Origin of the sequence: Affinirhizobium lemnae (genome assembly GCF_022968395.1) — a bacterium.
GTDB classification, from domain to species: domain Bacteria; phylum Pseudomonadota; class Alphaproteobacteria; order Rhizobiales; family Rhizobiaceae; genus Neorhizobium; species Neorhizobium lemnae.
This window is the reverse complement of record NZ_JALJQZ010000001.1, coordinates 163,644-178,036: the sequence shown is the minus strand read 5'-3', so window position 1 is coordinate 178,036 and position 14,393 is coordinate 163,644. Positions and strand designations below refer to the sequence as shown.

Annotated in this window: 11 protein-coding genes; 6 read left to right on the top strand and 5 right to left on the bottom strand. The window is 57.5% G+C overall.

Annotated elements, in window-relative coordinates; translation table 11 throughout:
- The first annotated feature begins 74 nt into the window (after positions 1 to 74).
- Positions 75 to 311, top strand: coding sequence for an SMc00767 family acetate metabolism repressor (locus tag MUU53_RS00850; protein WP_062555397.1), 237 nt, complete (start codon positions 75 to 77; stop codon positions 309 to 311).
- 78 nt (positions 312 to 389) lie between these two features.
- Here MUU53_RS00850 and MUU53_RS00845 read toward each other — a convergent pair whose 3' ends face one another.
- The 4 genes from MUU53_RS00845 to MUU53_RS00835 all read right to left on the bottom strand — a co-directional run bounded on the left by MUU53_RS00845 (position 390) and on the right by MUU53_RS00835 (position 6,644).
- Positions 390 to 2,222, bottom strand: a complete 1,833-nt coding sequence (locus MUU53_RS00845) for a methyl-accepting chemotaxis protein (RefSeq protein ID WP_247259160.1) — start codon at positions 2,220 to 2,222, stop codon at positions 390 to 392.
- A 156-nt stretch (positions 2,223 to 2,378) separates the two neighbouring features.
- A complete protein-coding gene (locus MUU53_RS23150; protein WP_281434939.1) occupies positions 2,379 to 2,501 on the bottom strand; it encodes a hypothetical protein in 123 nt (40 codons plus the stop codon).
- 208 nt (positions 2,502 to 2,709) lie between these two features.
- Positions 2,710 to 5,247: a methyl-accepting chemotaxis protein gene (locus MUU53_RS00840; protein WP_247259159.1), complete on the bottom strand. Its 2,538-nt coding sequence runs from the start codon at positions 5,245 to 5,247 to the stop codon at positions 2,710 to 2,712.
- Positions 5,248 to 5,441: 194 nt separating this feature from the next.
- Positions 5,442 to 6,644, bottom strand: a complete 1,203-nt coding sequence (locus MUU53_RS00835) for a BaiN/RdsA family NAD(P)/FAD-dependent oxidoreductase (protein WP_247259158.1) — start codon at positions 6,642 to 6,644, stop codon at positions 5,442 to 5,444.
- A 129-nt stretch (positions 6,645 to 6,773) separates the two neighbouring features.
- Here MUU53_RS00835 and MUU53_RS00830 point away from each other — a divergent pair, with 129 nt between their 5' ends.
- The 5 genes from MUU53_RS00830 to edd all read left to right on the top strand — a co-directional run bounded on the left by MUU53_RS00830 (position 6,774) and on the right by edd (position 13,706).
- On the top strand, positions 6,774 to 8,213 hold the full coding sequence (locus MUU53_RS00830; RefSeq protein ID WP_247259157.1) for a glutamine synthetase family protein: 1,440 nt from the start codon (positions 6,774 to 6,776) through the stop codon (positions 8,211 to 8,213).
- Positions 8,214 to 8,228: 15 nt separating this feature from the next.
- Positions 8,229 to 9,515, top strand: coding sequence for an NAD(P)/FAD-dependent oxidoreductase (locus MUU53_RS00825; RefSeq protein WP_247259156.1), 1,287 nt, complete (start codon positions 8,229 to 8,231; stop codon positions 9,513 to 9,515).
- A gap of 90 nt (positions 9,516 to 9,605) precedes the next feature.
- A complete protein-coding gene (zwf, locus tag MUU53_RS00820) occupies positions 9,606 to 11,078 on the top strand; it encodes a glucose-6-phosphate dehydrogenase (protein WP_247259155.1) in 1,473 nt (490 codons plus the stop codon).
- A 4-nt stretch (positions 11,079 to 11,082) separates the two neighbouring features.
- Positions 11,083 to 11,781 (top strand): 6-phosphogluconolactonase, encoded by a 699-nt coding sequence (gene pgl, locus MUU53_RS00815; protein ID WP_247259154.1) that lies wholly within the window; start codon positions 11,083 to 11,085, stop codon positions 11,779 to 11,781.
- Positions 11,782 to 11,885: 104 nt separating this feature from the next.
- Entirely contained in the window at positions 11,886 to 13,706 is a 1,821-nt protein-coding gene (gene edd / locus MUU53_RS00810; protein WP_247259153.1) for a phosphogluconate dehydratase, read from the top strand.
- Positions 13,707 to 13,745: 39 nt separating this feature from the next.
- On the opposite strand, the gene MUU53_RS00805 is transcribed toward edd, so the two are convergent.
- Complete coding sequence (locus tag MUU53_RS00805; RefSeq protein WP_247259152.1) at positions 13,746 to 14,345, bottom strand: bifunctional transcriptional activator/DNA repair enzyme AdaA; 600 nt, start codon at positions 14,343 to 14,345, stop codon at positions 13,746 to 13,748.
- Positions 14,346 to 14,393: the final 48 nt, after the last annotated feature.

Genomic DNA, 14,393 nt, shown 5'->3' with positions numbered 1-14,393 from the left:
ACCTGACCTCAAGGGCGAGGCTTCAACCCCATTTGCAACCGTTCAAGAACCCCCAACACAAGAGGAGAAATGCCATGACACCCCAGACCCGAGTCAAGGAACGTGCCGAAGAACAGGCAACATCGATGAGCACTGACCAGCAATCTGCCATTCGGATGCTTGCAAACGAGCTGCATCGGCTGAACCACGCCGTCATGAAAGCAGTCGAGGCAGGCGTTTCGGTTGAGCTCGTCCGCTCAGCCCGCCACCACGGCGGCAACGGAAACTGGGGCGACCTCATGATACCGGTTGTCGTTGCGCAACCGAGGTAGGCAATATCTCTTTGTCATGATTGAAAACAGAAAGGGCAGCCATTGCGGACCGCCCTTTTTTGATGTGTCGAGCCGGGATCAGGCTGCGCGCCGCGTACCAGACGTCGTGTTCTCCAGACGGAATTGCTGGACCAGTTCGCGAAGCAGGGCGGCTTCCGCAGCCAATCTCGCGCTGGCCTGATTGGTTTCGGCAACCATTGCCCCGTTCTGCTGGGTCAACTGATCCATCTTGTTGACGGTCGTATTGATCTCTCGCAATGCTGACGACTGATCCTGGCTGGAAGTGGCAATCGACTCGACGTGATGGCTTGCCCCGGCAATCTGCTCACTGATGCTGGCAAGGACCTTGCCCGCCTGCTGCACAAGTTCCGAACCATTCTGCACTTCGGCGCTCGATTGATTGATAAGCGCCTTGATCTCCTGCGCAGCACTGGCGGAACGCTGCGCCAGTTCGCGCACTTCCTGCGCCACAACGGCAAAGCCCTTGCCTGCCTCGCCTGCGCGCGCTGCCTCGATACCAGCGTTCAGAGCAAGAAGGTTGGTCTGGAAGGCAATCTCATCGATGACCTCGATAATGGATTCGATCTTGCCAGACGCTTCCTCAATGCGAGACATGGCTTCGACGGCGCTGTTGACCACCGTTGCGGAACTGTCCGCCGTCTTACGGGTCGAGGCGACGGCAAGATTTGCCTCACGGGCACGTTCGGCGGAGTTGGAGACGGTCACTGTAATTTCGTCAACGGCTGCGGCGGTCTCTTCAAGCGAGGCAGCCTGCGATTCCGTACGCCGAGCCAGATCGCCGGATGATTGGCTGAGTGCTGCAGTGCCGTTTTCAATGGTGACCGCGCTTCCGTGGATCTGCGAGATCGTTTCTCTCAGCCGCGTGATCGACGCGTTGAAGTCCTGCCTCAACTGCTCAAGCCGACCGGCGAATTTCGTTTCGATCGTGCGGGTTAGGTCACCTTGGGCGAGACGGGCCAAGGCGGAGCCGAGTTCCGCGACGGCTTGATCGATCTGACCGTCGAGACGCGCCTTCTCTTCATCGTGATGCAGGCGCTCTGCATCAGCCTTGGCGCGATCTTGTTCGGACCGGGCTTCGACCATCTGCTTCTCCTCTGCATTTCTGCGGAAGATTTCGAGCGCACGGGCGATATTGCCAAACTCGTTCGATCGATCCGTGAAAGGTACTGTAACGTCCCGACCATCGGCAATAGCGCGCACCGTTTCGGTCAGAACCGGCAGTGGACGCACCAGTCCGCGTAGCAAAACGACACCGATTATACCGACAAAGCTGATCGCTATGAGAGCAGTGAACAGCATCAGTGTCGCAGACGCCTTGAGTTTGGCGAAGTAAACTTCGAGCGGAATGCCGATGAACAGCATTCCTGTCGTTGCCCCCGCAGCATCCTTGACCGGGAAATAGCCGGTGACGAAGTCTCGGCCGAATAGAGTAGCCGGGCCGTAATAGGCCTCGCCACGCGCAAGATATGGCTGCGCGGGGTGATCTGCAGCCAGCTTCGTACCAATAGCGCGATCGCCATTTTCTTTCTTGACGTTAGTCGAGATACGGACGAAATCCGCGCCCTGTTTCTCGAAGATGGTTGCAACGCCATTGATGGATTGGGCAACCCGATCAACCAGGACATGATCGGAAACGGTGACTTTTCCGGACTGTGACACAGCGCTTACAATGCCATCCTTAATCTGCATTGTAGACATCGGAACAGCAGCTGTATAGAGCGTCGCCATGGCGCGCATGGCAGACTGAGCATCGTCCTTCGACCTGTCTGTGATGTCGGCGCGCACGTTCCAGTAGGTCATACCGGTAATGCTACCAACAGCGGCGACAACAAGGAGAAGACAGAGAAAAACTATCCTTGCCGTAACCGAGGCCGGAAGAAATTTAGACATGTGGACCCCCAAGAACGACTGATCATTGTCAACTTACCAAGGGTCAGTAAAAGAGATATAAATTTCTAACCTAACACGTATTAATGCAGAAAGCGGGGATATGGGGCAGTCGGTCGCTCAATTAAACTTGCTGCTGCCCCTGACATTTTTCCAATGTCACATAGACAGGCAAAGAAGCGCCAGAACGGCGAAGCCGGAAATTGCCAGAAGCCGAAGGCGAAAACATGCCTGCTCCTGTGCGAGGGTGAGAGCGATGGCACGTGCACGTTGCTTCTGCATTGCATGATCCTCTAACTGTTACACTCGGCTCGAAGTCTTATGCTTTGTACTACGTTTCTTCGAGCGCAGGAGATCAGCATGGAATACGTCGCTTAACAACTGCTGAAGACCCGGGGCGTCACGGTTTCACCTACGAGCACATAGTAAAGAACCTCCCAACTGACAGCCGGGAGGTTCACAGTATACATATCTTTCGTACAAAAACGCGTCAGGCAGCCCGATTTATTCCAGGAGCATGCTGCATGCTCGCACGACCAGTGACCTTGAACTGCCGTAACAGTTCGACGAGTTGATCGGCCTCATCGGCAAGCTGACGGCTTGCGGCACTGGTTTCCTCAACCATCGCGGCATTCTGCTGTGTCAACTGATCCATCTGGTTCACGGCACCGTTCACTTCTTGCAAGGCAGAGGATTGATCGCGCGAAACATGAGCAATGCTCTCCACCTGCTGCGCGATGCGCGTTACCTGATCACCGATCGTCTCGAGGGCCTGTCCGGTCTGCTGTACAAGATCGGAGCCCTTGTCAACTTCAATTGTCGAGGCGGTGATGAGTTCCTTGATCTCCTTGGCAGCGCCCGCAGAGCGTTGCGCCAGTTCACGCACTTCCTGGGCGACGACGGCAAAACCCTTGCCGGCCTCACCTGCACGCGCCGCCTCAACACCGGCATTCAACGCCAGAAGGTTGGTCTGGAATGCGATTGCATCGATGACCTCTGTAATCTGACCGATCTTCTGTGATGCTCCTTCGATCCGCTGCATTGCAGATACGGCATTGCGAACGATGACCAGGGATCCGTCCGTATTGCGTCGCGTTTCATCAACGATGGCATGTGCCTCGCGTGCCCGGTCGGCAGCGGAGCGAACATTCGAGGTGACCTCGCTGACGGCTGCCGCAGTCTGCTCCAACGAAGCTGCCTGGGTTTCGGTTCTGCGCGACAGATCGTCAGTCGACTGCGACATCTGGCGAACATTCGTCTGGATGGCGACCACATTCTCCTGAATGAGGCCGATCGTATCCTGCAGCCGTGTCAGCGACGCGTTGAAGTCTACGCGAAGCTGTTCCAGGCGACCGACGAAAGGAGTGTCGATCGTCGAGGAAACATCACCGGCGGCCAACTTCTCAAGGCCCTGCGCGAGCGCTCCGACGGCGAACTGGATCTGTCGATCGGCTTCCTCCTTCTCAAGCTCGTTGCGGCGGCGCTCTTCGTCTGCTGCGGCACGCTCCTGTTCACTGGCGGTTTCGATACGGACCTTTTCCTGGGCATTTTCCTTGAAAACACCGAGAGCACGCGCCATGTCGCCAATCTCATCACGACGCTGCTCACCAGCGATGGAGGTTTCGAGATCCCCTGAGGCAAGACGACGCATCGCAGCTGAAATCGCAAGAATCGGCCCCTTGAAGGTAAAGACAAGCCCAACGCCAGCGAAGATCGCAACGAGAATACCAAGCATCATAGCAGTGACAGAGATTTGGTTTGCCTTGTCGCGCTCGGCACCAGCCGCATCGCGCTGGGCAGCTGCAAAGCGTGTCAGCGTCGCCCAAATTCGATCGATATCGGCCGCAGCGGCCTTGAACTCGGCAGCACGTTTTGTCGAAAGTTCCAAGAGCGAGGCTGCGTCCTTGTCCATCTTGGCGGAGATGGGCAGCATCGCGGCAGCGCGCTGGCGCACCTGCTCGGACGAATTCTTATCCGCTTCAAGGACACCGACCGGGATTTCCAGCGTCATCAAGACGTCCTGTAATTCGCGCAGGCCTTCCGAGGTGGGCTTGGCACCATAATGGGCAGACTTCAACTCAATTGCGCGGATGGCATCGAAGATCTGCCTCGTCGTGGCAAGGAACTGGGTGGCGCGGGCAATCGGCTCGTCAAGCTGGCCAAAGACCTCCATGGCCTGACGCGCCTTCAGCGTGGAGAGACCCTGCAGCCGGATGGAGAACGGGCGCATCAGATTGACGATGCGGTCGATGTTGTCCACCGCCGTTTCGCTCGCAGTCGGAATCGCCATCAGATCGCGGATCTGCTTGAGGTTGTCCGTCAGCTGTCCGGCAAGCGCCTGTTGCTCGGCAGGAAGGGATTCACCGATGGCTGTCACGGCCTGGGCGAAATCACCCACTTGCTCTTTTAGGACATCCATCTTCTCCTGGGGCGTGGCCTTGCCGTTGAAATCAGCAACCAGCTTGGCTATCACATTGGCACCGCGGGTCAGTTTTTCCGCATCGCGAAGGAGAGATTTTGCCCTGGTTTCATCGGCTGCAAGGTTTTCGCGTGCGCTGGTGGCATAATTGAGCAGATCCGTCTGGCTGCGCACCAAAGTCGCGAGACCATTGTCAAGGTTTTGACGGACCGTCGATTCCTGCTGATACTGGGTCCAGAGCTGATCGACACGTGAACCGATTGCTTCCGTTCCCTTCACAGCACTTTCTATTTCGGTGAGGCTCTCATCGGAATTCGCTCCGGACCGAACCGATTTGAGTAGGCTGGACTGCATCTCAATCTGTTTCTTCAGATTAGACCTCGCCTCTTCCGTCGTGTTCTGGAGGAAGGAACCCATGCCGGAATAGACATCCTTAAAGCCGCTGAGCGACTGCAGGACCGAGTTCGACATATCCATGCGCGATTGCAGCAAACTCGACGCGTAAAGGCCTGAAAGGCCCACAGCGGAGATAGAAACGACGAAGGGAACGATGAAGGCAATAACTTTAGTCTGAATTTTAAAACGTGCGAGCATGCGATCAATCATCATGCTTTTCCCCTTGAATCATTTGTCGCTGAATTAGCGCTATCAGCCTTGATCGGGCTGTTCTCTCAAGTTCTCGCACCCACCAATGAACGAAAAATAAATAAAGCAAGAATCAGATTTAAATTTTAATTCTATCAATTAGTTGCATTTGAATTACGCAGGATTTTACCAATCTCTGACTTCAAAGAAATACTAATTCACGCATAAGGTGTCCTGTTCGCCAAAGCCTCGGCACATGCATAGCCTGATGACCATGCCCACTGAAAATTGTATCCGCCCAGCCAGCCAGTCACGTCGACGGCTTCTCCGATGAAATAGAGACCTGGAACCTTTTTAGACCGCATGGCTCGTTGATCCAGCTCATTCGTATCGATACCGCCCAGCGTTACCTCAGCAGTCCGGTAGCCCTCCGAACCCGCTGGACAGATCTGCCAGTTCTGCAGAGTGTCGCAAACCGCCTGAAGCTTTCGATCGCTCTGCTCGGCCATGGTTCCGGAGAACCCGTTTTCATCCGACACAAACTGAGCGAGCCGCTTTGGCAGAATATCGCCAAGCACGGTCTGGATCGCCTGCTTGCCGTTTGCCTGCCTGCCATCCTTCAATCGCTGCAGGATGTTCAAGTCCGGACGCAGGTGAAGATTGACTGCGTCCCCCTCGCGCCAGTAGGAAGAGATCTGCAAAATGGCAGGCCCACTCAGACCGCGATGTGTGAACAACAGCGCCTCTTCGAATCCGGTCTTCCCGCAGGATGCCCGCGCATCAACCGCAATGCCGGAGAGAGGCGAGAGCTTTTCAAGCAGCGCTGGGTCGAGCGTCAATGGCACCAAGGCCGGCCGGGTCTCCGTCACGGCAATACCAAACTGCTCAGCCAGCTTGTAGGCGAAGCCGGTTGCGCCCATCTTGGGAATGGACTTGCCGCCCGTGGCAACGACCAAGGCCCTGGCCTCAACATCCGTATGCTCAAGGCGAACCCGAAAACCATCAATCGTCTTCTCGACCGCAGAAATCGGCTGCTGCAAATGCAGTTCCACCTGCCCTTTACGCATTTCCTCGAGCAACAATCGCACGATGTCTTTTGCACTGTCATCGCAGAACAATTGGCCGAGCATCTTTTCGTGCCAGGGGATACGATAGGCATCCACCAGGGCAACGAAATCCTTTGCCGAGTAGCGCGCAAGCGCGGATTTGGCGAAATGCCGGTTGCCCGAAATGTAGTTGGCAGGGCTTGCATGAAGATTGGTGAAGTTGCAGCGACCGCCACCGGAGATACGGATCTTCTCGCCAGGTGAGCGCGCATGATCCAGCACCAGGACCGAGCAGCCTTTTTGACCTGCCTGTGCCGCACACATCATGCCCGCAGCGCCCGCACCCAGCACAATCACATCATATATCGGCTTCATGCCCGCAGTCCCTTGGTCATTTCCGGCTTCTGTGTTTGTCGGAATGCCGATAAAGTCAATGCTGGGGCCTCGCCAATCATGTGGTTGCGACTATGATGCGATGCTATCGTCAACAACGACCGGTGAATCATGCCGCCCAGAAAGAAGCCGTCTGCACCTGCTTCGAAAAGCATTCTCAAATCTGCCGCCACGCAGCCACCCTTGACCTCGCTGCGCGGTGTTTCAAGCTGGCGCGAGGCTGCAGCCTGGCTGAAGGCTCGTGGTATCGAGGACGTGGAATGCATCACGCCGGATCTTGCAGGCGTGCCACGCGGCAAGATGATGCCGACATCGAAGTTCACCTCGAATACCTCGCTGGCGCTTCCGTCTGCGCTTTATCGGCATACGATTTCCGGCGAATACCCGGATGAGACGGAAAACTTTCGCTACGAACCGCGCGACAGCGACCTGAAGCTGGTGCCCGATCTTTCAACGCTTTCCGTCGTTCCTTGGGAAACGGACCCGACTGCGCAGGTGATTTGTGATGTCGTCGGCACGACGGGCGAACAGGTGCCCTACACGCCGCGCAATGTGCTGAAGAACGTTTTACGCCTTTACGAGGAAAAGGGCTGGAAGGCTGTCGTTGCGCCAGAGATTGAATTCTATCTTGTGGCGATTAATGAAGATCCAGACTACCCGCTGCATCCGCCGAAAGGCAGATCCGGCCGGTCGATCGTTGGCGGTCAAGGCTACTCGATTGCCGGGATCAACGAATTCGACGAGCTGATCGATGATATCTACCATTTCTCCGAAAAGCAGGGATTGGAGATCGACACGCTGATCCACGAAGAGGGACCGGCTCAGCTGGAGATCAATCTGCGGCACGGCGATCCCATTCAACTGGCGGACCAGGTTTTCCTGTTCAAGCGCACGATTCGGGAAGCGGCTTTGAAGCACGGGATCTATGCGACCTTCATGGCCAAGCCCATGCAGGGCCAGCCCGGCTCTGCCATGCACATCCACCAGTCGGTCGTGGATACCAAAACCGGCAGGAACATCTTTTCGAACGAGGATGGATCGCCTTCCCGCGCCTTCTTCCATTTCATCGGCGGCATGCAGAAATACGTGCCGAGTTCGCTGGTGATGTTTGCGCCCTACGTGAACTCCTACCGGCGACTGACGCCGGACATGGCATGCCCTGTCAACAATGCCTGGGGCTATGACAACCGCACGACGGCATTTCGCGTTCCGATTTCGGAACCGGCTGCGCGACGCGTGGAAAACCGTCTGCCAAGTTCGGATGCAAACCCCTATCTGGCGCTTGCCGCCTCGCTGGCCTGCGGCTGGCTGGGCATCATGAAAGGCATCGAGCCGACGGAGCCGACCTATGATTCCGCAAACGAGGGATCGATCGAGCTGCCGCGCGGCCTGCTGGAGGCTGTGGCTCTTCTCGAGGATGAACCAGCGCTGGAAGAGGTGTTCGGCAAGGAGTTCATCGGCCTTTATGCGGGCGTGAAGCGTGGCGAGTTCGAAACCTTCATGCAGGTGATCAGCCCATGGGAGCGTGAATTCCTGCTCCTGAACGTTTGATGCGGGGCGCAGCACATGAACTGGCAAAGCCCGATTGCACCCGGCATCTCCTGGTATCAGGACAGCCTTGGAGAACGACCGGACTATCCGGCCCTTGATGGTTCCGTAACGGTGGATGTCGCCATCATCGGCGGCGGCTACACCGGGCTTCAAGCGGCCTACAATCTGGCCAAGCGTGGGGCATCGGTCGCGCTGATCGAGGCTTCACGTTTCGGAGACGGAGCCTCTGGACGTAACGGCGGCCAGCTTGGAACCGGTCAGCGCGCCTGGCCGGACGAGCAGGAGGAAGAACTGGGCTATGAGCGGGCCAAACTTCTCTTCGATCTTGCCGAGAATGCCAAACGGCATCTGCTGGAGTTCGCCGAGATCCATGGCATCGATATGGACTATATCCCCGGCCAGATGAATGTGTCGCATAAAGAGGCCTATGAGCGGGATTACAGGCGCTCGGCAGAGATCCTGGCGACACGCTACAACTACCCGCATGTGCGCTTCATGGACAGAGCGGAAACTTCGGAGCGTCTTGGTTCCAGCCGCTATCACCATGGCATTCGCGACATGGGTACAGGGCACATTCATCCTCTCAAGCTGCTTGTGGGACTGGCGCGCGTTGCCGCAGAGGCAGGTGCCAAAATCCATGAGATGACGCCGGCGAATGCCCTTCGGCCCGCGAGCGGAAAAACGACGATCGATACCCCGCGCGGTACCATCACCGCAGAACGGGTGCTGATTGCGACCAACGCCTATATCGGCAATCTGGAACCCCAGACAGCGGCTCATGTCATGCCGATCCGCTCCTTCATCGGGGCCACCGAACCGCTGAACGCATTCCCGAACATTCTCCCCGGTTCGGAGGCGGTGGCCGATTCGCGTTTCGTGGTGCGTTATTTTCGCAAGAGCCGTGACAACAGGCTGCTGTTTGGAGGACGCGAGGCCTACACCGCAGACAGTCCTCGTGACATTTCGAAGCACATCCGCAGGCAGATCGCGGAAATCTATCCGGAGCTTCAGGACATCCGCATCACGCATGGCTGGGGCGGATCTGTCGGCATTACGATGCCGCGTAAACCCTTTGTGCGAGAGGTCATGCCCGGCGTTACCTCAATCGGCGGATTTTCCGGTCACGGGGTCATGCTGTCCAATTATTCCGGCAAGATGTATGCCGATGCCATTGTCGGAAACAGCAACGAACTGGATATACTCAAGGAATTGAGGGTTCCGCCCTTCCCCGGCGGTTCGCGCCTGCGAAGTCCGCTGTTGTTTCTGGCGCTGACATGGTACGCCCTACGCGACCGTTTCTGATGTGGAAAGCAGATCCCGACGAAAGGGGCTGGCTTTTTTAAATCGATTAGATTATTGAGTAGCGAACCCCGAACTTCGAAAGAGTTAGGCATGAGCAGCCAGATCATACCCGTGGAACCCTTTGACTATGTCGTCTTTGGCGGCACCGGAGACCTTGCCGAGCGCAAGCTGCTTCCAGCGCTATACCACCGCCAGATCGAGGGTCAGTTCACGGAGCCGACCCGCATCATCGGCGCCTCTCGCAGCGCCTTAAATGATGATGAATTCCGCAAGTTTGCAGATACGGCCCTGAAGGAACATCTGAAGCCCGGCGAATACGACGACGCACAGGTGAAAATCTTCCTCGATCGGCTGTTCTACGTGTCTGTCGATGCGAAATCCGACGGTGGCTGGGACAAGCTGAAGAAGCTTCTGGACGACGGAAAGGATCGCGTTCGCGCCTTCTATCTTGCCGTATCACCTGCTATTTTCGGTGCCATTTCAGAAAAGATCCGTGATCATAAGCTGATCACCAAATCGACCCGCATCGTGGTGGAAAAGCCGATCGGTCGCGATCTCGCCTCGGCGCTGGAGCTCAACGACACGATCGGCAAGGTGTTCAAGGAAGAGCAGATCTTCCGTATCGACCACTATCTCGGCAAGGAAACGGTTCAGAACCTGATGGCGCTGCGCTTTGCAAACGCGCTGTATGAGCCGCTATGGAATGCGCAATACATCGATCACGTGCAGATCAGCGTGGCGGAATCGGTCGGCCTTGAAGGACGTGCAGGCTATTACGATACGGCTGGCGCACTGCGCGACATGGTGCAGAACCATATCCTGCAGCTTCTTTGCCTTGTCGCAATGGAAGTGCCGTCCTCGTTGGATTCCGAAGCGGTTCGGGACGAAAAGCTCAAGGTTCTGCGTGCGCTGAAGCCGATCAACGACAGCAATGTCGAACAGATGACAGTGCGCGGACAGTACCGCGCCGGCGCCTCTGCCGGCGGCCCGGTCAAGGGCTATCTCGAAGAGCTAGAAGGCGGTGTTTCCAATACGGAAACCTTCGTCGCGATCAAGGCCGAAATCAACAACTGGCGTTGGGCGGGCGTGCCGTTCTACATCCGGACCGGCAAGCGTCTGACCGGCCGCATGTCCGAGATCGTGATCACCTTCAAGCAGATTCCCCACAACATCTTTGAAAACGCTGCTGGCCGCATCACGGCAAACCAGCTCATTATCCGGCTGCAGCCCGATGAAGGTGTCAAGCAGTCGCTGATGATCAAGGATCCGGGCCCGGGTGGGATGCGCCTGCGCAACGTATCGCTCGACATGAGTTTTGCGGAAGCGTTCAACGTTCGCAATCCGGATGCCTATGAGCGGCTCCTGATGGATGTGATCCGTTCAAACCAGACGCTGTTCATGCGCCGCGACGAAGTGGAAGCTGCATGGCGCTGGGTGGATCCGATCCTCAAAGGTTGGGAAACAACCGGCCAGTTGGCGCAGGGTTACACCGCCGGAACATGGGGACCCAGCCAATCCATCGCTCTGATCGAGCGTGATGGCAGAACCTGGCACGAGGGGTAATTTCATGGCGGCACGTCTTCATTCCTTCGCAGACGCAGAGGCGCTGGCCAGAAATCTGGCCACGGATATCGCGAAACAGCTGAGTGATGCGATTTCTGCTCGCGGCAGTGCTTCCATGGCGGTCTCTGGCGGATCAACACCGAAGCGGCTGTTTGAAGACCTGTCGGCGCATGATCTCGACTGGAGCCTCGTGACGATCACTCTCGTCGACGAACGGTTCGTTCCGGCGGACAACCCGCGCTCCAACCATTTGCTGGTCGCAACGCACCTGTTGAAGAACCGGGCTGCGGCTGCAAACTTCCAGCCACTGTACCAGGATGTCGCCTCCGCCCTGCAGGCCGCGGCCATTGCGACGGAGAAGACCGCAGACATCGGCAATCCGTTCGACGTGGTCATTCTCGGCATGGGAGCGGACGGCCATACGGCGTCTTTCTTCCCGGGCGGCAACCATCTGGCGCGCGCAATCGACGCCGATGCACCGCGTGGCGTGATGACGATGGAAGCCGAAGGCGCTGGCGAAGAGCGGTTGACCTTTACCTTTCCGAGCCTTGCCGATGCGCGCTTTCTGGTTCTGCACATCGAAGGTGATGCGAAGAAACAGGTTCTGGAAAAGGCAGAGGCCGGAACGGACGTGTTCGAGATGCCGATCCGCGCCATGTTGAACCGCGCGCCATCGACCGTCGAGATTTACTGGGCGCCCTGAACGAACCCGACGCTGCCTTTCAAGCAGCATATGAAACTAGATAAGTACACATTGCGCCAGCATGGTCTCCCAACCGTGCTGTTGCATCTGAAGGAGGATTGAGCATGGCTGCCCATTCGAGCATTGAAGCAATCACCCGCCGTATCGTCGAGCGTTCCAGGCCGCATCGCGAAGCCTATCTCGACCGGGTCCAGAGCGCTATTTCCCGCGGCGTTCACCGCTCCACGCTCTCCTGCGGTAATCTTGCCCATGGCTTCGCTGTCTGTTCCCCCTCGGAAAAGACTGCTCTTGCGGGCGATGTCGTGCCGAACCTCGGCATCATCACCGCCTATAACGATATGCTGTCTGCCCATCAGCCTTATGAGATTTTCCCGCCGATCATTCGCGAGGCGGCGCGGGACGCCGGTGGCGTAGCACAGGTTGCCGGTGCCGTTCCTGCCATGTGCGATGGCGTGACCCAAGGCCAGCCAGGCATGGAGCTTTCTCTCTTCTCCCGCGATGCGATTGCCATGGCAGCGGGCATCGGCCTATCGCACAACATGTTCGATGCAGCCGTCTATCTCGGCATCTGCGACAAGATCGTGCCCGGTCTGGTGATTGCTGCGCTGACCTTTGGGCATCTGCCAGCCGTGTTCATTCCAGCGGGACCGATGACATCCGGTCTGCCCAACGACGAAAAGTCGCGCATTCGCCAGCTCTATGCCGAAGGCAAGGTCGGTCGCGCCGAACTGCTGGAAGCGGAATCCAAGTCCTATCATGGCCCCGGCACCTGCACCTTCTACGGAACGGCAAACTCCAACCAGATGCTGATGGAAATCATGGGCTTCCATATGCCGGGTGCTTCGTTCGTCAATCCCGGCACGCCATTGCGCGAAGCACTCACGCGCGAGGCCGTCAAGCGCGCACTTTCGATTACCGGTCTTGGCAATGAGTTCACCCCGGCAGGCGAGATGATCGACGAGCGGTCCATCGTTAACGGCGTCGTTGGTCTGCATGCCACGGGTGGCTCGACGAACCACACCATGCATCTGGTCGCCATGGCGCGTGCGGCGGGGATCGTGCTGACCTGGCAGGATATTTCCGAGCTATCCGATACCGTGCCTCTGCTTGCCCGCGTCTACCCCAATGGTCTGGCAGACGTGAACCACTTCCACGCGGCTGGTGGCATGGGCTTCCTCATCAAGCAGCTTCTGAAGACCGGCCTGTTGCATGACGATGTGCGCACTGTGTTCGGCCAGGGGCTTGAGGCCTATACCGTCGAGGCAAGGCTGGATGAGAACGGCGCTGTCGTGCGCGAGCAAAGCCCCGAGGAAAGCGGCGATGCGAAGGTTCTGACGAAAATCGAAACACCGTTCCAGCCGACGGGCGGCCTGAAGATGCTGACCGGCAACCTCGGCAAGGGCGTGATCAAGATCTCTGCGGTAAAGCCCGAGCGCCATGTGATCGAGGCACCGGCCATCGTCTTCCACGATCAGCAGGAATTGCAGGACGCCTTCAAAAAGGGTGAATTGAACAAGGATTTCATTGCCGTCGTCCGTTTCCAGGGTCCGAAGGCCAACGGCATGCCGGAACTGCACCGCCTCACCCCGCCGCTTGGCGTGTTGCAGGACCGTGGGTTCAAAGTGGCGCTGGTGACCGATGGCCGCATGTCCGGCGCATCCGGCAAGGTGCCCGCCGCCATCCACGTTACCCCGGAAGCGTCCGATGGTGGCCCGATTGCCCGCATTCAGACCGGCGACCTCATTCGGCTCGATGCCGTCAACGGCACGCTGGAAGTGCTGGTGGATGCGGCAGAGTTCGCAACGCGCGCCTTGGCAACCGCCAATCTGGATGACAACGAGTTCGGCATGGGCCGCGAACTCTTCGCCCCGTTCCGCCGCCATGTCGGCCCTGCCGATCAGGGTGCCAGCGTGTTTTTTAGCTGAACCAAATCATAATGAAGGGCAGTGTCTGGACACCACCCTTCAAACTTCCCCTAAGCCAAGGTGATCGGGAACCATTTTGCGCCTAATGGCAGTGGGCGGACGTTTGTAGATTTCGAGAAAAACCGCATTGAAGCGCCTTAGACTTCCGAAACCAGATTGCAACGCGATGTCCATTATCGGCAGATCCGTTTCGGTCAGCAGGCGTTTCGCACGTTGTATACGCGCTGTTTTTGCCAACTGCGTCGGGCTTGCCCCAAGATGCTTCTGAAACAATCGAGAAAGATGGCGCCCACCGACGCCAACCCGCTCCGCTAGCGCATCGACTGTTGCGCCAGATCTATCAAGCGCGCCCTCTTCCCGAATGAGCCGTGCGGCTTTTTCAACAGTCGCTGCGCTGCCCCTCCAAGCGGGGCAAAATGGGGCCGACTCCGGCCTGCAGCGTAGGCAGGGTCGATAACCTGCCAATTCAGCCGCAGCGGCACTTGGCAAGAATTCAACGTTGCGGCGATAGGGAAGGCGGACCGGACATACACAACGACAATAGATCCCCGTCGTTCGGACGCCGATGAAAAAGCGGCCGTCAAACAGCGGATCACGGTCGAGCCAAGCCTGTTCGTATAGAGCGATATCCGAGTTCATTTCCGGATGCTACATCAGCGCAAACGCCTCTGAAAGGACAGAGTCCGA

Excerpts from the sequence above, each read along its gene's own strand:
- MUU53_RS00835 (WP_247259158.1), bottom strand. The coding sequence starts at position 6,644 with ATGAAGCCGATATATGATGTGATTGTGCTGGGTGCGGGCGCTGCGGGC.
- MUU53_RS00845 (WP_247259160.1), bottom strand. The coding sequence starts at position 2,222 with ATGTCTAAATTTCTTCCGGCCTCGGTTACGGCAAGGATAGTTTTTCTC.
- pgl (WP_247259154.1), top strand. The coding sequence starts at position 11,083 with ATGGCGGCACGTCTTCATTCCTTCGCAGACGCAGAGGCGCTGGCCAGA.
- MUU53_RS00830 (WP_247259157.1), top strand. The coding sequence starts at position 6,774 with ATGCCGCCCAGAAAGAAGCCGTCTGCACCTGCTTCGAAAAGCATTCTC.
- edd (WP_247259153.1), top strand. The coding sequence starts at position 11,886 with ATGGCTGCCCATTCGAGCATTGAAGCAATCACCCGCCGTATCGTCGAG.
- MUU53_RS00850 (WP_062555397.1), top strand. The coding sequence starts at position 75 with ATGACACCCCAGACCCGAGTCAAGGAACGTGCCGAAGAACAGGCAACA.
- MUU53_RS00825 (WP_247259156.1), top strand. The coding sequence starts at position 8,229 with ATGAACTGGCAAAGCCCGATTGCACCCGGCATCTCCTGGTATCAGGAC.
- MUU53_RS00840 (WP_247259159.1), bottom strand. The coding sequence starts at position 5,247 with ATGATGATTGATCGCATGCTCGCACGTTTTAAAATTCAGACTAAAGTT.
- MUU53_RS23150 (WP_281434939.1), bottom strand. The coding sequence starts at position 2,501 with ATGCAGAAGCAACGTGCACGTGCCATCGCTCTCACCCTCGCACAGGAG.
- MUU53_RS00805 (WP_247259152.1), bottom strand. The coding sequence starts at position 14,345 with ATGAACTCGGATATCGCTCTATACGAACAGGCTTGGCTCGACCGTGAT.
- zwf (WP_247259155.1), top strand. The coding sequence starts at position 9,606 with ATGAGCAGCCAGATCATACCCGTGGAACCCTTTGACTATGTCGTCTTT.